The sequence below is a fragment of the Geminocystis sp. NIES-3709 genome, from assembly GCF_001548115.1.
Lineage (GTDB): Bacteria > Cyanobacteriota > Cyanobacteriia > Cyanobacteriales > Cyanobacteriaceae > Geminocystis.
The window spans coordinates 1160395-1183655 of record NZ_AP014821.1; the positions used below are offsets into that span (position 1 = coordinate 1160395).

A 23261-nucleotide genomic window follows, 5' to 3' on the forward strand; every position below is an offset into this window, starting at 1 on the left:
TTTAAAATAGTGATATTAACAATAAACTCTGCATTGGTTAGTTTACCGTATTAGGAAGATAAGGTCTAATGAATAATTTTTCCCCGTCAAGTACAGATTTTCGATTATCCAAAGTTGCTTATCTTGTGGTGGTGCATGGTAGTCGAAATTCTAGTTATCGTCAACAATTAGATGAATTACAGGATTTAATTGTGGAAGGTTTAATGCAATCTTGTCTTTTAGCTACAGCTTATTTAGAATTGGGAGAAAAACCTTTATCTATTAGTATTATTGATTTTGCGATCGAATGTGCTAAAAACGGTTATCAAAAGCTGAAAATTTTACCCTTATTTCTTTTTTCTGGCACTCATGTTTTACAGGATATTCCCAAAGAAGTTAATATTGCGCAACAAAATTCTCCTGTTTTCCTTGAATTAATGTTTCCCATCGGTCAAAGTCGAGATTTAATAGATTTATTGAAGTCTAAATATCAAAAATATCCCCAGTACGATCGAATTTTATTTTGTCATGGTACCAGTCTCGAACAGGGAAAAGAAGAATCAAAGATTTTAGGAAAGAAATTAAACGCTCAAGTTGCTTACTGGTCAATTTCTCCTCATTTATCGACAATTATCCAAAATATGATTAATTCTGGTTCTAAAAATATAGTTATTTTACCCTACTTTTTATTTTCAGGGAAAATTATAGACTCGATCGAACAAGATATAAAACTTTTACAAGAAAAAACTAATATAAACCTCGTCTTATTATCTCCTTTGGGTGCAACGATCGAATTAGCACAAGTTATCATTCAAAAAATAAAAGAAAACCCTTATTTTTAACACAAACTACAACGTATTTTTTTACAGTTACAATATCTTAATTTTGATTTTAAGTATTTCTCCTATCTTCTCTCTCCTAATTCCTATCTCCTAACTTCATCAAAAGACTTTTTCAGCAAATTCTAATTAGAAACCTAGGGTTAACGCTTCCCTTCTACGAGTGTCGGAAAAACCATAAAGAGAATTATCTACTTTCATAATGCTTTGAGTACTACCGATGGCATTACTATCCGTTAAATTATGGCCTTTTTCCTCTAATAATTGGCGGGTATCTTGGTTTATTCCTCTTTCTAACAGTAATTTATCCGGTAGCCATTGATGATGAAAACGGGGAGACACTGTTGCTTCTGCAATATTCATATCAAAGTCAATTACATTCACAATGATTTGTAAAACTGTATTGATAATTGTACTACCTCCCGGACTTCCTGTTACTAAAAATACTTGATCATCTTTCATCACAATAGTTGGTGTCATCGAACTTAACATTCTTTTTTCAGGTGCGATCGCATTAAATTCTCCTCCTGTTAAATTGTAAGCATTACCGATACCTGGTTTTGCCACAAAATCATCCATTTCATTGTTTAATAAAATACCAGTATTTGGGACAGTTATTCCAGTACCATAACTAAAATTAAGGGTATAAGTATTAGACACCGCATTTCCATTTTTATCCACTACTGAATAATGAGTTGTTTCATAACTTTCTCGAAAATTGTGAGGATTATTTAGGCTAATTTTTTCACTAGGAATTGCTTTTTTTTGATCTATTTGTAATCTTAAAAAATCTGCATATTTTTCTGAAATTAAACCTTCGATCGGAACGGAAATAAAATCAGGATCACCCAAATATTTTGCTCGATCGGCATAAGCTAATTTCATGGTTTCTGCCATTAAATGAATAGTATTAGCCGTATTTTGTCCTAATTTTTTTAAATCAAAACTTTCTAAAATATTTAACATTTGCACTAAATGAACACCTCCAGAACTAGGAGGAGGCATAGAATAAATTTTATAACCGTGATATTCTCCCTCGATCGAGTTTCTTATTTTTGGTTCATATTTTTTTAAATCATCCAAACTAATTAAACCGCCATTAGCTTCCATTTCTTTGACAATATTAGTGGCAATTTCTCCTTCATAAAATGCTTTTTTCCCCTGTTGAGCAATTAATTTTAAACTATGAGCTAATTCGGGTTGTTGGAAAATTGAACCGACAACAGGAGGATTATTATTAGGAAAAAAAAGGCTCTGACTCACAGAGTTTTGTTGTAACGATTTACGAGCAAATTCTAAAGATTCATAAAAATCAAGGGTGACGGGAAAACCTTTCTCAGCCAATTCAATAGCCGGTTGTAACGCTCTTTCAAGAGAAATTGTACCATATTTTTCGAGGGCAAAAATTAATCCAGCTACTGTACCCGGTACACCTACAGCTAAATGACTAAAACGAGATTTATTATTATCCACGTCTCCTTTTTCATTAAGAAACATATCTCTTGTGGCTTTAAGAGGTGCTTTTTCCCGGTAATCGAGGGCTATATTCTCATTATTTTCGGCTCGATGAATTATCATAAATCCTCCTCCTCCAATATTTCCAGCTCTCGGCAATGTCACCGCTAAAGCAAAACCGACTGTTACCGCCGCATCAATGGCGTTACCTCCCTCTTTTAGCACTTGTAAACCAGCTTGAGTAGATAATTTTTCTTGACTAGATACCATACCATCAGTGGCAACTACTGGATGGATAATGCTTTTAGTGTCGTAAATAGGTGATTGACTGAAGCTATATTCAACTCCTATGATTAATACAAGTGTAGCGGTTAAAATCCATAAATAAATTTTTTTTACTTTCACCATCTAACATTCATCCTCAAAAGAATAATTTTATCCTTCTAAACGGAAAAGATATTCGGAACAATCAAGGTCTTAACTAAGTTTAACCTGAGTTCGGGATAAGCTGAAAGTATTATTTTCTCGTGGTCTGAAAACCTTATAGCTTCGTAGAAATAAGAATAAAATTGCCTTAACCCGAACTGAAGTTAAATAACCACTTCAAAAGCGACTCCTTCCAAAACATATTGAGGATAGTTAGCGAGGATACTATCTTTTTCCTCCTCCCCTACAAAAAGATAACTACCAGTGACTTCATTATTACGGAAACGGTAAATATCAACCCCTTGGTTAGCATTAGCATCTAAAGCATAAAAGGCAATACCTTCCTCTACAAAATCAGGGTAATTTTCTCGAATACTATCACTTTCTTCCTCTCCGGCATAAAGATAACCTCCTGATTCATGCTGAAAACGGTTAATGCGAATTAATTGATCATCTGGGGCAAAACTAACTGAGAATGCTTCTTCTTCTTCTTCAAACACAGGATAGTTTTCTCGAATACTCCGACTTTCTTCCTCTCCCGTCAACAGATAAATACCAAAGGGTTCTGTTTTTTGGAATCGTGTTAAAGTATCGGTAAGTAATGATTTTGGATCTTCTGAAAAAAGTCTTTCTAGGGCAATTAAAGAATCATTGGGGGAAACCGTGCCATTACCCATATTCTCCATTAAAGTGACTAATTTATCTTGAAGTTTCATTTTAACAGGCATAAGACTCTCTACCGCCGTAGTTACATCTTCTATTTCTTCTAAAGAAGAAGCTATTAAACCAGAAGCTAAAGCAACGGCATTTGCCCAAACTTCCATAACTGTAGGAATGTCATCTTCAGCAATGGTAGAATTTGCTTCCGCATCAAGAAAAAATTGAGCTAAAGTAGCACCATATTTGGAGATTAAGACTTCTACATTTTCCCAAATATCTGGGGTGTCTTGATTCATCACAATATCATTAGTTAGGGCAGTGACAAACTCAAATAATTCCCCTTCGTTTAATCCCATATCTGCGGTTTGAGAGAATGCACCTGTTAAACTATTGGTAAACTCAAGAATACTTTTAATTTTAATATGAGAGCCATAAACGTCAAGCCCATTCCTGTCTCCTAATTCCATCGCTAAAATAGGGTCAAATGTATTAATATCAACTTCTTCACCTAGCGTCAACGAGTCTTTAATATATCCTTCCGCAACTTCCGCACTCATTTCTAAATCCATTAATCTGGCTTTGAGAGTGGTTAGAGGAGTTATCATGGAAGAATCGGCAGTAGCATAAAATGGAGAAACATAGGTAAGTCTTGAGGATGTGTCCATACCACCTACGGCAACGTATCGCCCTTCACTATTGTCTAATGTGCCATTTCGATCGAGATCAAATACCGTTAAAGGTACATTAAGATCATAAAAACCAGTATCATCGGTATAGGCAAAAGGTTCATCTTCATTGTGCATACCATCAAAGTTAGCATCCCAGAACACTTTTGTGCCTTGCATATAACTTTGTCCAACAGTACCCCGTCTATTGCCTCCGACACTGAAGCGGAATAGATTAACGGTGGCTAAATCTCGATCGAATACAGTTCTGTTGATGCGAATAAAGCCTAAATTGATTCCTACTTGTACAATGGCGCGTAAGAAAGCATCAATTCCTCCCGATAATTCAAATAAGCTAGTGGGGTTAGTGATACGACTGATAACTTCTGTGGTTCTGATTCTGCCGTCACCAGTGCCGTTATATTCACCGACATCAATTAAATCTAAATAAGCATTACCTCGAATACCACCTGTGACACTAGCGGTAGCTAAAATGGCATTTAAACTAGCTCCTGCTCCGATAGTAGCATTAAGGGTTAGTTCATTTTTGTCGAATCCACGACTATCTAAGTCATTGAGATAGAATCCATCAAGGGTTAAATAGGAGTCTCTTAAGTTAAAATCTCGATTGCGCCATTGACTAAACCCATTGGTATCAAAACCCACATCTAAATCGGTTTGAGCGGAAAATGAACCCTCTAAAACCCCTGAAACTGGTCCAAAAATAGGGAAATCTCGGCGAATATTAAAGTTAAGGTTCAAATCTGGCACATTATAGGTGACTAAATCAATATCTTGACCTAAAAATAGTTTAATGGCGTTGAGAGGGTTTTCCAGAATTGGAAGTTCAACTCCCATTCGGTTAAGTTTTGTAAAGAAATTACTGATAGAATTGCCTAATCGATCGTTATCGGTATCAGGGTTACTAGCTTCATCTTCTACATTATCATTGAGATTGTTTGTACCTTCATTCTCCACGTCAACTTGCTCTGAGGTATTGGTTTGACTCGCTCCTGTGAAATTCTCTAGGGTATAATCTCCAAAGGGAATAGTAATATTTGCACCACCGGCAATGTCACGATTTAATTGATCAAGGGCATTGATTACCTCAATAATGTTCGCAACGGCATCAAAAAATTCTGTATAACGAAGGTTACTACTGTTAGCACTTAAAGCGGAGGCGACTTCAATGAGAGAGGCTTGATTATCGCCATTTCTGTCAAATTGTCCTGCCAAACCAATAGCTGATAAAAATTGCACATTAGTAGTTAAAGCATTAATAACAGGGCGGAAAGGATCGATAATTTGATTGGTAAACCTGATAACAGGAGACACAATATTGGTAATAAATGAGCCTAAATCAAGGGTAATCTCATTGAAACTAAGATTAAATCCCGAACTTTCTAGGGTTGCGGTTTCATCTTCTTGAATATCCACATCCACACTGGTGATGACTCCTTCTATGGGAATCACAACACTAATTTCCTGCGGATTATTAGGGGAAAGAATTACAGTTCGATCGAGTACGACTGTTGTGGGAGTATCATTTTCTGAACCTTGAAAAACTAATTCTGTACCTTTAGTTAAACGAGTGTCGCTATTTTCATTATCCGAAACCACCGTCAAGGTAAATGGTGTACCAGTTATCATCCTGTTGTTAGGGATTGTCACCAAGCCTTGAGTAACGGTTAACATCGGGCTTTCTGTGTCGTTAGCTTGGGCTTGATTAGAGTAATTAAATAGGGGTAATTCACTGGCAAGATTGAAACTAAAGGAAGGGAAAGCAGTGTTACCTTGAATGGAAGTAGCAACATCAAAATTGAGAGCGGCATCGCCTCGGAAACCATACTCAATAAAGTCAAAAATGCTATTTGCTCCTCGATTTGCGGTTAATTCTGAAGTAGTGAGGCGAGTATCTTCCTCATCGGTAGGGTTGGTTAATGTCACCACAAACTCCGTATCGATACCGGTTGAGCCTATCTCACTATCGGATGAGCCATTGGCAAAATCTAGGCGTAAAAACCCTAAATTACCTACTGCTGTAAAATCTTCACTTAAGCCTAAATCTGCGTTGACGGTAAAGGAAGTATCCTCCGTATTGATATAAAATCCTTCCGTTTCACTGACACCAAAACCAAGATTAAAGTCATAACTAAAGTTAGATTCTAAATTCCCTTGCGTTTGAATACCGATGCCTAAACCACTTAAGCCTAAATCCGCCCCTAGGGGTACAGAGAAAACGTTATAATCGGCTTTGATGCCTACTTGAAAAGAGACATTTTCCGTTGATAAATCGGTGATTTGTACTGTTATTTCTGTGGTATCGTCATTAATGCCGTTATCTTGGGCTAAGGCTTCCTCTAAGGATGTGTTTAAGGCAGAATTAAGAACATCAAAGGTAATTACTGGACTATTTCTTAATTCGTTTGCTAGGCTTCGAGCAAAAATATCGATAAATTGAGGGGCTTTTCCTTCTAAACTACCGAGTATTGGTACGGTTAAGTTATCGAGGCTATCCTGAAGGGTTAATAATCCTTGACTTACACCATCGATCGTATTCTGTTTGTCGAAAACTCGATCGATTATATTAAGATTAGTGGATGCAACCTCAAATTTATCATAATTTGGATCATCACTGGTGACAATATAATTAATGGGGAGGGTATGAAATTGTCCTTTTTCGGCTACGTTATCATCTAGGGCAGTAATGGCAACGGTTTGTAGTTGATACCAATTATTAGAATCGAAAGTTAAAGTTAATGTGCCGTCTTCGTTTGCCCCTACATATTCATATTCTTGATAAGTATAACTACTTAATTGACCAGAAACAATACTGTTACCAGAAGTTAAAGTCAGGGATACTTGAGTGGCTCGATCTTCCGAAAGTAAGACATCTTGAGTCACAGTAGCAGTTACACCCTCAAAAGTAAGAACTGTACCCGCAGAAAGCAAAAGAGAGTTAATATTATCACTATCTAGTCGTAAATCGATCATCCTTGTACTACTGCTATAATTAGATGTAGCTATTAAATTTGCTGTCGTCGTCTCAGGGGTTAAATTAATAGTAACAGGTGCTTCGGGTTGAGAAAGCAAGGAGATCAGAATTTCCGTGGTTTCACCTTCTACGACTTGGGTTTGATTCCCCATTTCCACAATACGGATTCCTACCTCATCGTTGTCGCTGATAGCTAAAGTTGATTGAGATGGTGCAGTTTCATCAATAACATAACCATTGCCTAATTCTAAGGTAACGGTAACAGTTTCTCCCTCCTCCACCAGAAAATCATCAATGGGAAACGCAATTAAATTACTATGGATTTTACCCGGTGCAATTCTTGCTATGCCTGTTAAGGGTTGTATATCTGCATTTATACTATTGTCTGTTCTTGCAGTGCCACTAACAGTGTAGTTAATTACCATCCCTGTTTTACCAAAGAAATCCGAAGCAGGTTTATCCAGACTAATAACAAAATAACCCGGAGATTCTCCTTCGATCGCCGCCGCCACGGTTTGCACTGTTGCTACTGGTAAATCATTATCTTCCACGATAACTTGCACTTGAGGAGGAGTTAAGCTAGTGTATGCAGTATCGGTTTCTGAAGTGACGGCAAAATCGAGATTAACCGCTTGTTGATACTCTACCTCAAAATCATCCACCGCTGTAACACTGACAAGACGAGGAATATTCCAGTTATTTTCATCAAAAACAATGGTTAAAGATTCCCCTGCAAACTTATTATCTAACTCAATGTCGTTACTATCTGGTGTCATCCTGATAAACACTTCCCCTAATGGTTGAGTGGCTAATTGAATACTATAGTAATTATTAGCAAAACCTTCTGAGATAACATTACTAGGAGGAATCAGAATTATATCAGCTTGATCATCATCCAAATCATTGATATTGATAGGGTTGCCCATTCTTTGCTTGAATGCCGTGTTACCTGTAGGTTGCCCTATGACTTGCTCAAGGTTAACTAATGTAGTCTGTGAACGACTGAGTTCAACATCTTCGGTAACAATGGCTTCTGCTTTATTATCAAAGACTAATCTGGTGCCTTTTTTGAGAATACTACTACTGATATTTTCATTGGTAATCTGAAATCCTATTGTGTTATTTGCTTCATCGTAGGGGGTAGTAACGTCAAGATTAACTACGTTATCATTGTATTTGAGATCTTCACTAACTAAGGTACTTAAAATTTGATATTCTGTATCTCCTTCGTTAATGTTATTATCAACAGGAGTAACAGTAAAAGATTGAGGCGTATTCCAGTTATTTTCTGTAAAGACTAAACGATTAAAATTCTCTCCATTGACTAATCCTTGAGTGGTGTCACTACTACCAAAATAAACCTCCACAGGGGCGATGGGTTTACTATTTAAACTTATATAAAATGTTTGGGCTGTATTGGGATTATTTTCTCTGATAGCAAATAGATTATCAGTGCCGACTAAGTTAGTTTGGGCTTCATCGGTGCTAATTTTTAAACCTGCTACATCGTTATCTATGATCTTGACAAGAGTTGCAATGGGGTTATAGGTTGTTTCTCCTGTGATGATGGTTGTGACTTCGGTTTTTTCTGATAGGGTGAGGTTAACTAAGGTATTTTCGTTAGTGATGGTGACATTTTCAGCAATGAGTGCGATCGCACCTCCATCAAAAATTAATTCACTACCTGCTTTCAACACCAAAGAATCAAGGGTTGTCTCATTTAATTTCAATCCTATGGTTTCACCATCAAAATCACTGGTGACAAGGAAATTCCCGGTAAGGCGATAATTTTGTTCAGCAGTTTCCACCAATCGAACTTCAATGGTTTCATTGTCTTCTGCAATTAAGTCTGGGATGGTTTTCACTTGAATTGTGGCACTGGTTTCCCCTTCAGGAATGAAAATTTTACCGATACCCGTATTTTCATAAAAACGCACTTCACCGTTAATTTGCCCTATCACTACATCCACATTACCATCGTTGTTAATATCGGTAATAGTCGGTTTAGCGAATCCACTGGGCATATTTCGATCGAAAAATGGAGAACTTGATCCCGTTTCTAAGATAAAATTGGGTTCACCAAGAGTGCCAATATTGATATAGTGAAAAAGATTTCCTTGTCTGTCACCAATAAATAAGTGTAAATTTCCATTATTGTTAAAATCGACTAAAGTAGGTGTGACATCGGTGATATTATTTAAAGCAAACTCCTCATTAATACTTTGGAAAGGATTATTATTAGCTGTTACTTCTGTGAAACTGGGTGCAGTTACACTACCGATATTTTCAAAGTAACGAAGATTACCATTAGCAGTACCTACTAATAAATCTGAATCGCCATCTCTGTCAATATCACCAAAAGTTAGATTACTAAAAGATGGTATGGTTAAGTTATTTAAAGGGTTTCCCGTGCCTGATCTTTGTAAGAAATTTGGTTCACTCGCCGTACCTCTATTTTCATAGAATAGGATATTATTTTGATTACTGCCAATAAATAAATCTAAGTCTCCATCGCCGTTGATGTCCACAAAGGTAGGATTTAAGTCACGAAAACCTCTACCATTGATCAAAGCGGATAAGGCATTATCGGAATTTAAAACGTAATTGGGATTGTCAGATGTACCTTGATTTTCGTAGTAAAGCAAACCGTTAGAATGTCCGACAATAAGTTCTAATATACCATCATTATTGAGGTCTGCAAAGGTAGGTGCGATCATTTGCAAATTAGACGGTATAACACTGAGGGGATTGTTTTCTCCCGTGCGTAGTTGAAAAGTGCTTAAAAAGTCTTCTCCAGCGATCGCACTACCACTATTTAACTCGTATTCTACCAATAAGCCACCTTCGGGAGCAGGTTTATTTAAGTTAAATTCAATTTCTGCAAAAGAATCTGCTGTTTCTTGTAGTGTTCGATTAATAACATTGAGACTAATAATAAATTCACTATCATTAACGACTGGGGTTGTCTCTACTTCCTGATTCTCGTTATCTTGATTCACTACCACTAAATCAGTCATTTGGTTATTGTAGTTACCATCTTGACTATCCGAGACAAAACGAATGGGAGTAATTACTTCCTCTGGATTATAAACTTCATTATCGACTCCTTTTATAACGACTTTTTGGTAATTATTCCAGTTGTCAGAGTTAAAGGTAATAACTTCTTCTGCTAAACCTTGTCCACTTTCTCTCTCAACAATATTTAAGTTAAAATCTAGTTCTAAGTTAACGTCATTGTCAGGCTGACTGGTTAAGGCAACTCCAAAAACTACCTTGTCTCCGTCTTCTGAGATGACTAAACGATCAACTGTTTTGGTATCTTGTAGGAAAGGTAAAGTAATAATTTTGTCATTGTAATTATTATCACTACTAGCAGTTAGAGCCTCCAATTTGAGAGTACCATCTAAAGCAGATAGCATCTCTATCTCTAATTCTTGAACTATGTCCCAATTTTCGGGAGTAAAGGTTAAAGTATTGGTAGTTGAAGGGTTATTTACATCTTTGATGGTGACGGTAACGTTTGCGATGGGTTGTTGAGTTAAAGCTATAGCTATAAGTGCGATCGCACCTGTATCCGTAAGATCGAAAGTCTCTTGTTGTACCGTAGGTTGTTTTACTGCAATATTTAATAATAAGGCATCATCATTACTAATCCCGATGGCGGAGGTGTTGATAAATTCAACTATCCTTAAATCTGCTGTGTCATTGTCAACTAAATCAATGGTGGCATTTTGATTATCCGTATCAATAGTATAGTTTTCTGTTGATTCTACTAGGGTAAGGGTAACGCCACGATTAGAATTAACTTTTTGATCATCGGTGGGGGTAATGATAACTCTAGCGGATAATTCTCCTTCAGGAATAGTAACTTGCCCAATTTCGCTAACGGCAAAATCCGTGCCTAAAGTGGCACTGTTAGGGGCAAAACTATAGTTAACGGTAATACCCCCCATAGGTGCAGATTGATTTAACTGAATCAGGGCGATACCGGGGTCATTTTCTCCTTCCACAGCATCTTTAAGGGTGAAAATACTCACCATAGGAAGAGGTATTGGTTGGATTTCTCCTCCTTCTGTAATGCCGATTTTAACATCTTCACTATTATTTGTTACCCCAATTAGTTGGCTTCTTCCTGTATAGTTGCTATCATCGCTACTAACGGAGGCATTGATATTAAATCTGTCGGTGATGTTACCAATCGTTACATATTGATAGTTGTCCCAATTATTGGCATTAAAGGTTAAGGTGGATGTACTTAAACTTCCTTGACTACTATTAAAAGTAACTGTTACATCCGCAGTGGGTTGACTGGTTAACTTAACTTTAAAAACTCCTACCCCTTGCTCATTGGCGACAATTAAGTTATTCTCTGTGACTTCTTGGCGGAAACCATCGGCGATCGCAATTCCTGCGGTATAATTACCACTATCTTGTAAATTAATTGTTACCTGAGTTGTACCAGTGACAAAAAGATTATTCCCAAAACCGCCTCCAAATCTGCCAAATTCTGTTTGAGGTAATAGACTTACCGTAATAGTTTCTGTATTTTCTGCAATGGCATCGGGTAAAGCTGAAATATAAATTTTCCCAGAATCTGCACCTTGAGGAATAAACAGGGAATTAGTGGGGGGATTGTTGTCAGTGGTACTAAGATTAGTTTGAGAAATGTAAAAATCTTCCCCTAAAGTAGCTGTACCTGTCACTGCATAATTAATGAGTAAACCGGGTAAATCTGTCACAGATTGACTTAACTTCACCTCAACATAACCGATGAAATTAGGATCATCATTAGGGTTATCATTTTCTTCGTTAATAATGGGGATAAAATCGGAAATAGTGAGACTAACAAAAGATTCGGGGAAGGATTCTTCTAAGGGGCGAATATCGTTAACAGGGGCGTTTAATGTACCAGTATTGTTATTAACACTTCGATCGATCACCGTGTTATTATTGGCGGTAATGGTTGTTTCTTCAAAATCATAATAAGCAGTTAAACTAGATTCATTACCCGTTAAAGTATTGTTGAGATTTGCCTGAAGTTCTTGTTGAGTTAAGACTTTATTCCAAATCCGAACTTCATCAATTTCTCCTCTAAAATGATTAGGAGTGTTACCCCCTCGCCGTCCGATAAACAAAGGAGAATTATTCGTGGTACTATTACGGGTGGTGTCAGTAGTTGAGCCTTCCAATCTACCATCGATATAAAGTCTTAACTGAGTTCCTTCTTTGACAAAGGCAATATGATGATATTTACCATCGTTGATACTAGAATTAGAAGTAATACCCGGATTGTTAGAACCATCAAAACGAGCTACTGATATTCTTCCAGTACTTCTTATATAACGAATAACGAAGGGATAACCACTATCACCACTCCACTTTTCGATAATGTCATTATCATTATTTCTTAAATCCTGTTGATTAGGATTCGCTTTGACTAAAGTTTCTACCGTAAAGTTTTGATTTGTAGTAAAGTTGACAGCGTTCGAGTTGGATATTTCAAGATAATCGTTAACACCATCTAAGACTAAAACATTTTCTGATGGTTGTATTTGGGCAGGAAGAAAATTATTGAGACTATTTTGATTACCGTTGTTTAGTGTCCCATTATTTTGGTTTGGAGATAAGTCCGTAATGACATTAGGGTTACTGTAATTAATACTATCAAAGTTGTAATAACCTGTTAAACCAGACTCATTACCTGTTAAAGTATTGTTAAGATTTGCTTGAATTTCCTCTTGAGTAAGAGGTTTATTCCAAATACGAAGTTCATCAATATTACCATTTAAGTATCTGTCATTAAGCCAACGTCCGATATTGACTAAACCTGTTCCTTGAAAGTTTGCTGTAGCGGTTCGAGTGCTGTCTAGTTGCCCATTAACAAAGATTGCCTGTTCTCTATTATTGGCAGTATATCGATAGGTTATATGATACCAAGTTTTTGCTTGTAAAACACTGTTTCCCGTTAAATCATTGGCAAAAAACCCCATGTGTGGTCTTTGATTTCTGATGATGAGATGAAGTCCCTGATTTGTCGAGCTTTGATCTGTACCTAGTATAGATTGATCTGGTCTTGCGGTGGAAAATTCATTGACATAAACCCGTGCTTCTACAGTAAAATCACCATTTAATCCTAACTGATTAGCATTAGTTAACGCTACTCGATCGTCTATTCCATCTAAAGCTAAAACATTCCCAAAAGGAGACGATGGTTCGTTATTGATTAGTTGTACATCAGCACCATTGAATAATGAAGCGTTATTGTTATTATTGGTTTTATCGACTATCCCGTTATAATCAAAATTGTAATAACCGACTAAGTTTGCTTCTGTACCCGTTAAAGGTTTCCCGATGATGGTATTTTGAATTTCCGATTCAGATAAGGCTCTATTCCAAATAGTAACCTCATCAATACTACCATTAAAAAAGCGGTTTAAACCGTCATCTCGCCCGATAAATAAAGGCCCGTTATCTTGCCGAATTGTGCCACGTTCATTGCGACTAGCGACTAAATTACCATCAATATATAACCGAATAGTATTGCCATCAAAAGTCCCTGTATAACTATGCCACTGAGTTAAATCGAAATCACTGCTAGGGGTAAAACTAACCGGCTGAAGCCCAAGAATGAAGAATTGTATTTGTTTTGAACCCACAATGGGATGTAGAATATAAGCATCTCTTTTACTAGCTAAAAACCCGTCACTATTCCAGTTAGGAGTATTACTTTTAGCGTAAAGAGAAATGGTAATGGCGTTGGTGGGGTTAGTATGATTTACTGTTTGCACAAATCCATCTATTCCGTTGAAAGAGACAGCATTGCCAAAAGATTCGTTGATAGAAAGGACAAAATTACGATTATCAATGAGAGTACCATTATTGCCATTGTTGGTTCGATCGAGTATGTTGTTAGTTGTATCGTTAAAAGTATAGTAAGCTCGTAAACTATTTTCATTGCCCTCCAGAGATGTATAGCGATTCTCTTGTATTTCTGTTTGAGTTAAAGGGCGATTCCAAATACGCAATTCATCAATGCTTCCATTAAAATATCTGTCATTACTCCAACGTCCTATATTAACTAAGCCCGTACCCTGAAAATTTGCTGTAGCGGTTCTAGTACTATCTAATTGTCCATTAACAAAAATTGCTTGTTGTCTAGTACTAGCAGTGTATCTATAGGTTATATGATACCAAGTCTTTGGTTGCAAAACAGTATTGCCTTGTAAATCATTATTAAAAAAACCCATGTAGGGTCTTTGATTTCTTATAGTTAAGTGAAGTCCTTGATTTGTTTCCCTTTGATCTGTACCTAATATGGGATGATCTACTTGTCCTGATGGAAATTCGTTAATATTAACCCATGCTTCTACGGTAAAATCACCATTTAATCCTAATTGGTTGGCATTTCGTAACGCAACTCGATCGTCTACACCATCTAAACGTAAAGCATTATTAGACGGAAAAACAAAGTTTAACTCGTTGTTATCAGTCATGGCACAACTTTCTGTAGTTTATTCAAAACAAGTAAATAAATAAAATTCAGTCTTAACATTTTAATTGCTCCTGTCACAAAAAAATACATTCTTTTTTTTTACTGTGGAGAAAAATTAGTTTATTAATGACTTTTCATGATTGCTTATGTTAGTTCATGGAAATAATTAAGTCAATATGGAATTGCGAGAGAATTTTTCAGATTGTAGTTGAGGCAAATTTAGAATTTAAAACAGGACTTACCCACTAGAAACGAGATTTTATCCCAAATAAACTTGTTGAGGAATCCCAACATCTTTTATTTTGCTAATGTTGATAATGGGACGAATATTTTGGACATTTCTAGTGAAATTAAAAATTTCCTCACAAAATTAAGTATATGTAGAAATTTTTTCCCTTATGAGGTAGGCTCAAATCTTTATAATCAGAGAAACTTTAATTTTATTTTTGTACCCCGTAACCACGAAAAACGCTATATTCAAAATACCTTCGCCAAAATGAAGAAGGGAAATAAAACTCGATGTCAAGAGAGCTTTTGTAAAAAACTAGATTAAAAATCAAATATTATTTTCCACAAAAGCCCATCCTGAATATTTTAGCATTATTAACTTGTCTCACACTTCAATTAGAAAGCACAAGTTTGAAGTAAAGAGGTTACATCATTCAGGAACTGTTGACCATCAGTGTTAGAGTAACCATGTTAAGTATCTCAAGATGCACCGCAAAAGCAGAAAGCTACCGAACCATTCAAAGATTTTGTTGTTAAAGAAGTTTATAATACTCTCAATACAATATGGTTAAGAGCTTACTTATCAGCTAAGGCTGCAAAAAATCCAGGGGCTTTTGCTCCGGGGGCGGTACCATCTTTCTGAGAAATAATCACTCCAGTAACTTGATTACTTAATACCGCTACTTTTTTATCCGCTTGTTTATCACAGGTTAATTCAATAACTTGTACATTTTCACTTTTGATAGCTTCTAAAATACGATCGTAAAGAGCCGTTGCTTCCGATTCCTCTTTTTTTTCCACGGAAATAGGAAGGGGAATATATCTAACTAATAAATCGATGGTGAACATAATAATTTCTACGTCTAAGACTATTTTAATGAAATCTCAACCTAAGTGGAAAAGATCCTTGGAACAACCAAGTATTAACTAAGTTTAATATTTTTAAGGTTTTTTTAACAATTGACTTGTCAAACATTGCAATTTTCTCATAGAATGTTACTATAAGTTAACGTTAAGAAAAGTAAATTTTTCTCATAATAGTCAAAACTCTAAAGACTACTAAAGAAAGTTCTTGGATAGCGTTTTTAGTAATCATATTCATTCGGAGTTTATTTTATGACCATTGCAGTTGGCCGCGCGCCAGAAAGAGGGTGGTTTGATGCCCTTGATGACTGGCTCAAGAGAGACCGTTTTGTCTTCGTAGGTTGGTCAGGTATTCTTTTATTTCCCTGTGCTTACCTTGCATTGGGAGGTTGGCTAACTGGCACAACTTTCGTTACTTCTTGGTACACTCACGGTTTAGCCAGTTCTTACTTAGAAGGTGCTAACTTCTTAACTGTTGCGGTTTCCTCTCCTGCTGATGTTTTCGGACATTCTTTATTATTCCTTTGGGGGCCTGAAGCTCAAGGAAGTTTAACTCGTTGGTTCCAAATCGGCGGATTATGGCCTTTCGTAGCATTACACGGAGCTTTTGGTTTAATTGGCTTCATGTTACGTCAATTTGAGATTTCTCGTCTTGTGGGGATTCGTCCTTATAATGCGATCGCATTCTCTGGTCCGATCGCTGTATTTGTAAGTGTTTTCTTAATGTACCCTTTAGGACAATCTAGCTGGTTCTTTGCTCCTTCCTTTGGGGTAGCAGGAATTTTCCGCTTTATCCTATTTTTACAAGGTTTCCATAACTGGACTCTCAACCCCTTCCACATGATGGGTGTTGCGGGAATTTTAGGGGGTGCGTTACTTTGTGCTATTCACGGTGCAACAGTAGAAAATACCTTATTCCAAGATGGTGAACAAGCTAACACTTTCCGTGCTTTTGAACCTACTCAAGCTGAAGAAACTTATTCTATGGTCACTGCTAACCGTTTCTGGTCTCAGATTTTTGGTATCGCATTCTCTAACAAACGTTGGTTACACTTCTTTATGTTGTTTGTACCTGTCACTGGTTTATGGATGAGTTCGATCGGAATTGTCGGTTTAGCATTTAACCTCCGGGCTTATGACTTCGTATCTCAAGAGTTGAGAGCGGCAGAAGATCCAGAATTTGAAACTTTCTACACTAAGAACATCTTATTGAATGAAGGTTTACGCGCATGGATGGCGCCTCAAGATCAACCTCATGAGAAATTTGTTTTCCCTGAAGAAGTATTACCTCGTGGTAACGCTCTCTAAACGAAAAGGATAACATCCGAGACAAACCCCCTTTATGGGGGTATTTTTTTGTTCAAAAATAATCTATTTATAAATTACTTAAGTGCAAATCAAAAATATCCTCAAAATTGATTAACCTCAGATCTTGCACCTCGTTTAAAATGGACTAATGAGGGGAAGCAACAGTAATAAGAATTGATGTTAACACCATAAAAATTGATTTTCTCATTTTTGTCTATTAAGTATTTATGTTCTGATGCAAGATCTCAGTTAACCCCATCATCAAGAATTGTAAAAGTTAAAAATGTCCTAATATTTTTTTAATTGTTTTATCTAAATTACCGGGAAATTTTTGAGCTAAATAAACAAATAATTCCACTGCATAATCAGGATATTCAAGAATATCAGCGATACACGCTAGTTTTAAAATTTGTTCATAATTTTGACAAAAACTAGGAGTGTTTTCTAATAATGGATCTCTCAAATATAAAGCATCAGCCCATAATAATTGACCTATTTTTTTACTAGAATAAATGGGCGAAATAGATCGAGGGCGACGACACATAGGATGATCTGTCATCAGATCAAATAAAGAAAATTGCTCATTTTTTAAGGCTCGATCGACATCTGAAAATAATGGTTGTTTTTGATATAAACTAGCAAATTCTACTTCTAATTGTATCCCTAAAATCGATCGACTGAGAATATTTTTAGCACCTTGTAACACATTTAATTCTGCTCCTTGAATATCTAAGTATAAAAAATCAATATTTTGAATATTTTTCTCTTGACAAAAATCATCTAACGTGGTGGTTTCTATCTCGATCGAAAAGTCTAATTTAATATGATTATTTAAGACAGAAAAACGAGACAAATAACTCTCATTAGGAACATATAAAGAAGTGCAATCTACTCCTTTGGTTACATATAATATACATTCTCCTACTGTATCGGAAAGGGCAATGGGAAAGTGTTTTTCTTGCCAATTAATCCCTTTTTCTTTTAATTGTTGATTGGCAATGTTACAAGCATCTTCATCAGCATCAAAACCATAAATAGTTAAATTAGGGGCGAAATACTGCCAAATACCGTCTCCATAATCATCATCATTTCTCATCTTACGAGAGCCGACAATAGCAATGGTAAAGTGAATGTTATCTAAAAAACCTTCTTTTTTTAATTCGGAAACAAAAACTACCATAACTTTATCAATATCGATTTGAAGATTTGTGATTATTAGTTAAAAATCAATCAATTATTTTGTTAGAATAACTATGAATTTTTCTAAACTTTTAGTTATCTTCAGATAACAGAATCTATTAAACGTTTAATTTATTATACGTTGGGATGTAGAATTAATTTATCCAAGTATGAAAATTGATATGGAATTGCAAGAATATTTAAGACAAGAAGGATTAGAAAACTTAGCAAATAACTATCACATTAAAATTAATCGTCATCAAAAATATTCTCATCTAATCTGTTTAAAATATTCTCAAATTGAGTCTCCCATGAGCGAAAAAATTGTTCAACAAAGTAGAGGAATCATTCTTGATTCTGCGAATAATTGGGAAATAGTCTCTTATGCTTATGATAAATTTTTTAATTATGGTGAACCTTTAGCCGCTGAGATTAACTGGAATCATGCCACCGTTTATGATAAATTAGATGGCTCATTAATGGTGCTTTATTATTATGATAATCAATGGCAAGTTCAATCCAGTGGTACAGCAGATGCTAGTGGAGAAGTGGGTGCATTTTCTTTTACTTTTGCTCAGTTATTTTGGCGTGTTTGGCAAGAGTTAAATTATCCATTACCTAAACAAATTGATTATTGTTTTAGTTTTGAATTGTTAACTCCATATAATCGTATTGTTGTTCAACAAAATCAAAATAATTTAGTTTTGCATGGAGTGAGAAATGTAAGAACTTTACAAGAAGAAAATCCCCAACCTTGGGCAGAAAAATATGGATTTAATCTTGTTAAAATATTTCCTTTACAAAATTGGCAACAAATTACTGAGGCTTGTCAAAATTTAAACCCTTTAGAATCTGAGGGTTATATCATTTGCGATACTGTTAAAAAACATAACAATTATAATTATAATCGAGTCAAGGTAAAATCTCCACGCTATGTTGCTTGGGCTCATTTCCGTTCTAGTTTTTCTACTCGTAAAATGTTAGAAATTATCGTTAATAATGAAGGTGATGAATTTTTAGCTTATTATCCTGAATGGACTAAAATGTATCAAGAAACGATGAAAAAATATAACAAATTAATTGATGAAATTGATATAATTTATAAAAAATATCAATCTATTTCTATACAAAAAGATTTTGCCTTAGTTGTTAAAAATTTGCCCTATTCGGGAATATTATTTGCTTTGCGTAGTGGAAAATCTAACTCTATTAAAGAGGCTTTAGCTAATACTTCTATTTTGAAAATAGAACAACTTTTAGATATAAAATATATTGAATTAGGATTTTAATTATTGTTAACTAATTATGAAAAAAGTAGTAATTTTACAAGGATTACCCGCTTCAGGAAAATCAACTTTTGCTAAAAATATTTTATTAAAAGAACCGGGACGTTGGGTAAGAATAAATAAGGATTTATTACGAGAAATGGCTCACGCTTCTCATTGGTCTCCTAGCAATGAAAAATTTATTGTAAAATTAAGAGATCACATTATTTTAATGGCTTTAGAAGAGGGAAAACACGTTCTTATTGATGACACAAATTTTGGAAAAAATATTGAACATATTAAAGGATTAGTTAAGGGCAAAGCTGAAGTTAAAATTAATAATTCATTTTTGCAAGTACCTGTCGAAGAATGTATAAAAAGAGATTTAAAAAGAGCTAATTCTGTGGGAAAAGATGTAATTATGACAATGTATAATCAATTTATTGTTCCGAAAATTAATCCTCCAGAATATAACCCTAATTTACCATCAGCTATTATTGTTGATATGGATGGCACATTAGCAATTTTACATAATCGTAATCCCTATGATGTATCTAAATGTGATCAAGATTGGCCTAATCAACCAGTACTAGAAACTATTTATAAATGGCAAGATTCTACTAATATTCTTGTCGTTTCTGGAAGAACTGATGATGGCGAGGAATTAACAGAAAAATGGTTACAAAAATATCAGGTAAAATATACAAATTTATACATGAGGAAAACTGGTGATTCCCGAAAAGATGCCATTATTAAACAGGAGATTTATGAGCAATTTATTAAAGATAAATATAATATTAAATTTATTTTAGACGATCGAAACCAAGTAGTAGAAATGTGGAGAAGTTTAGGTTTAACGGTTTTTCAAGTAGCGGAAGGAGACTTTTAAGATCTATTTAGATTAGCGGTACTTAGACAAAAATTATGCCCAAATAAACCCTAAACTTGCTTTATATAAGCTAAATACTTCCACATTATCTTTTAACCATTGAAAGAAACGAAAAGATACTGCCGTCCGAAACGCTTCCAATGCCTCTGCAAAAGTATTTAAGGGTTTATTTCCCCATTGCCTTCTCAATCCCCCTGTCAAACGATGCCATTGAATAAAAGTATCGGCGCAAAATACCAATATAAAATGTCTCATTAAACTTCTTTTATTTCTCACTTGGTATTCTGATAAGCCTAACCATCCCTTAATTTCACGGTAAAATACTTCTATCCAATTTCTTGATGTATAAGTTTCTACTATCCAATTTGCACAGACTTTTTCTCCTGTTTCATTGGTCATTAAATAATCAATATCTGTGGACTTTTCAAAACTGGGAGCATTCATGACGATAGCTACGGTTTTTATTCCTGATAAGGCTGATAATTTAATTTTTATGGTTGCTACCCAAAGAGTTTTTTCTCTATTTTTACCTGTTTTTATTTCTTCAAAACTCTCTTGAGGTAATAATTTAGCTATTTCATCTATTCTTTTTTCAGACTCTCTCAAATCTTCTTTTACTACTTGTACTAATCTATTTTTTGCAATAATTCCTATATATTTTAAATTTTTTTGTTCTAATTTTTCTAATAAATTAGTATTGTTCCCATAACCCCCATCCATTAAAATTATTTGAGGATGGTAATTTCGGTTTAAACATTTTTCAATTAAATTAAAGGCAATATCGGGTTTTTTTTGAAATTGTGGGTCATCTTTTCCCAAGGGGAAATTTTCCGCTTTTTCATATAATTCAACGTCTAAGGGAAAACTTCTGACCCCATCATAAATGTGGGTGGTGACTGCGGATATTACCATTATCAGTTTTGCCAATTTCACCAATATATTGTCGTCCCACACAGTCAGTAAAATTGCCACTTTTACGATGACCTGAATCATCGATAATTAAAGAGAAAGAGCGACTTATTTTAGTTTGACGACATGAGGCAATAATTTCTAGTCTTTTATTATTTACCTCATCATAATTCCAAGTGGATTCTGTTAGGAAATGATGTAACTTATGATAAGTAATATCAAGATTATTATGGGCAATTTGAGTGAGATTTTTTCTTTGAGAATCACCTAATAAACCGCCCAAATAATTTCTAAACTCTCGTTTTTGTGCTTTTGTTTTTAATACAGGGTCTATTTTTTGGCACCAACGCTCGAAACAGGGTGGCATTGATGAAGATGTGATTTCTTTCATTTTGACCTAAAAACAATATAATGTAAATATTATAGCTTAATTGTTGTTATTGTTTTGTCTAAGTACCGTTAGTAACAAAGTAATGATTAGTATTAAGTTTTATAAAAAAAAGTAAAGATTTTAAAATTAATTTATTAAATCTTAGAAAAAATGCTGACAAAACGTAAGGTAAAATAAATTGAAAAAGGGATAATTAAAACTAAATAAATCTCTTTAAATTCTTTAAAACAACATTACTTTATGATTGCTACATCAGAATCAAAAATTTTTACTCAAGCTACAAATAATCTTCCTTCTATTTGTGGTTCAGAAGCAAAAATATCCGCATTAGTTAATAATAATAATTTAGTATATTTACCTAATACTAATCTAAAATTAGAGGAAATAAAATCTGGATTTGCTTGTGCTTTACATATGCACCAACCTACCATTCCAGCAGGAGAAAATGGGGCGTTAATCTGCAATTTACAGCATATGTTTAATAATCAAGGTGACGGTGATAATCATAATGCTGGTGTTTTTGCTTGGTGTTATAGTCGTATGGGTGAATTTATTCCTCAATTAATTGCTGATGGTTGTAATCCTCGCATCATGTTAGATTATTCTGGTAATTTACTATGGGGTTTACAACAAATGGGACGCAATGATATTCTTGATAACCTGAAGAAACTTGCCTGTGATTCCCAATATCAACCCTATGTAGAATGGTTGGGTACAATGTGGTCTCATGCCGTTGCACCTTCCACTCCTATCCCTGATTTAAAATTGCAAATTCAAGCATGGCAACATCATTTTGCCTCTATTTTTGGAGAAGAAGCCCTATCAAGGGTTAAAGGTTTTTCTCCTCCTGAAATGCACCTTCCTAATCATCCTGATACCCTTTTTGAGTATATCAAAGCCCTTAAAGATTGCGGTTATCGTTGGTTATTAGTACAAGAGCATACAGTTGAACGTCCTGACGGTTCAGGTTTACACCATGAGCAAAAATATATCCCTAATCGTCTAGTGGCAAAAAATTCTCGTGGAGAAACTATTAGTATTACTGCATTGATTAAGACTCAAGGTTCAGATACTAAGTTAGTGGCACAAATGCAACCTTATCATGAAGCCAAAACTTTAGGCAGACAAGAAATTAATGGTATTTCTATTCCTTCTTGTGTCAGTCAAATTGCTGATGGTGAGAATGGAGGAGTGATGATGAATGAGTTTCCTCGTGGTTTTCAACCCTTATGGTACGATCTCAAAAATGGTAGTAATGTAGTAGGTTTTAATGGGACGGAATATATTGAGTTAATCGAAGCTAGTGGAGTTAATCCACATGATTACCCTATCTGTCAACCCGTCGGACAACATAAAATTTGGGCTAAAGTAGGAGATAATATCACTCCTGTCATTGTAGAAACTGCGATCGCAGATCTTAATCAAAATGATCATCAATTCCACATGGATGGAGCATCATGGACAAATGATTTAAGTTGGGTAAAAGGTTATGAAAATGTTCTCGAACCCATGAACAAATTAAGCGCGATGTTTCATCAAAAGTTCGATCGACTTGTAGCAGAAGATTCTACTGTGACACAACGTCCCGATTATCAGGAAGCCTTACTTTATAATCTCTTAGTACAAACCAGTTGTTTTCGTTATTGGGGGCAAGGTACATGGACAGATTATGCCCGTGAATTGTATCGTCGTGGTGAAGAACTCAGCAAATAGTCAA

Annotated in this window: 9 protein-coding genes and 1 pseudogene; 5 read left to right on the plus strand and 5 right to left on the minus strand. The window is 35.1% G+C overall.

Annotated elements, in window-relative coordinates; all coding sequences use genetic code 11:
• Positions 1-68: 68 nt before the first annotated feature.
• The gene (locus GM3709_RS04960; protein ID WP_066116841.1) at positions 69-821 is read left to right on the plus strand and encodes a sirohydrochlorin chelatase; all 753 of its coding nucleotides are present in this window, start codon (positions 69-71) and stop codon (positions 819-821) included.
• A gap of 126 nt (positions 822-947) precedes the next feature.
• On the opposite strand, the gene ggt is transcribed toward GM3709_RS04960, so the two are convergent.
• The 3 genes from ggt to GM3709_RS04975 form a co-directional block, all read right to left on the minus strand.
• Positions 948-2681 (minus strand): gamma-glutamyltransferase, encoded by a 1734-nt coding sequence (gene ggt, locus GM3709_RS04965; protein ID WP_066116843.1) that lies wholly within the window; start codon positions 2679-2681, stop codon positions 948-950.
• Between the two features lie 182 nt (positions 2682-2863).
• Positions 2864-14512, minus strand: coding sequence for a LamG-like jellyroll fold domain-containing protein (locus GM3709_RS04970; RefSeq protein ID WP_066116845.1), 11649 nt, complete (start codon positions 14510-14512; stop codon positions 2864-2866).
• A gap of 803 nt (positions 14513-15315) precedes the next feature.
• On the minus strand, positions 15316-15588 hold the full coding sequence (locus GM3709_RS04975; protein ID WP_066116847.1) for a hypothetical protein: 273 nt from the start codon (positions 15586-15588) through the stop codon (positions 15316-15318).
• 267 nt (positions 15589-15855) lie between these two features.
• On the opposite strand from GM3709_RS04975, the gene psbD reads away from it, so the two are divergent.
• Positions 15856-16911: a photosystem II D2 protein (photosystem q(a) protein) gene (psbD, locus tag GM3709_RS04980; RefSeq protein WP_060832888.1), complete on the plus strand. Its 1056-nt coding sequence runs from the start codon at positions 15856-15858 to the stop codon at positions 16909-16911.
• Between the two features lie 277 nt (positions 16912-17188).
• On the opposite strand, the gene GM3709_RS04985 is transcribed toward psbD, so the two are convergent.
• The gene (locus GM3709_RS04985) at positions 17189-18091 is read right to left on the minus strand and encodes an FkbM family methyltransferase (RefSeq protein ID WP_066116849.1); all 903 of its coding nucleotides are present in this window, start codon (positions 18089-18091) and stop codon (positions 17189-17191) included.
• Positions 18092-18260: 169 nt separating this feature from the next.
• On the opposite strand from GM3709_RS04985, the gene GM3709_RS04990 reads away from it, so the two are divergent.
• Together GM3709_RS04990 and GM3709_RS04995 are read left to right on the plus strand one after the other, a co-directional pair.
• Positions 18261-19379, plus strand: coding sequence for a T4 RnlA family RNA ligase (locus GM3709_RS04990; protein ID WP_197671865.1), 1119 nt, complete (start codon positions 18261-18263; stop codon positions 19377-19379).
• A 16-nt stretch (positions 19380-19395) separates the two neighbouring features.
• Positions 19396-20244 (plus strand): AAA family ATPase, encoded by an 849-nt coding sequence (locus tag GM3709_RS04995; RefSeq protein ID WP_066116851.1) that lies wholly within the window; start codon positions 19396-19398, stop codon positions 20242-20244.
• Positions 20245-20277: 33 nt separating this feature from the next.
• On the opposite strand, the pseudogene GM3709_RS05000 reads toward GM3709_RS04995, so the two are convergent.
• Positions 20278-21544 (minus strand): annotated as a pseudogene (locus GM3709_RS05000) (IS701 family transposase).
• Between the two features lie 240 nt (positions 21545-21784).
• Here GM3709_RS05000 and GM3709_RS05005 point away from each other — a divergent pair.
• Complete coding sequence (locus GM3709_RS05005) at positions 21785-23257, plus strand: glycosyl hydrolase family 57 (RefSeq protein ID WP_066116853.1); 1473 nt, start codon at positions 21785-21787, stop codon at positions 23255-23257.
• Positions 23258-23261 lie beyond the last annotated feature (4 nt).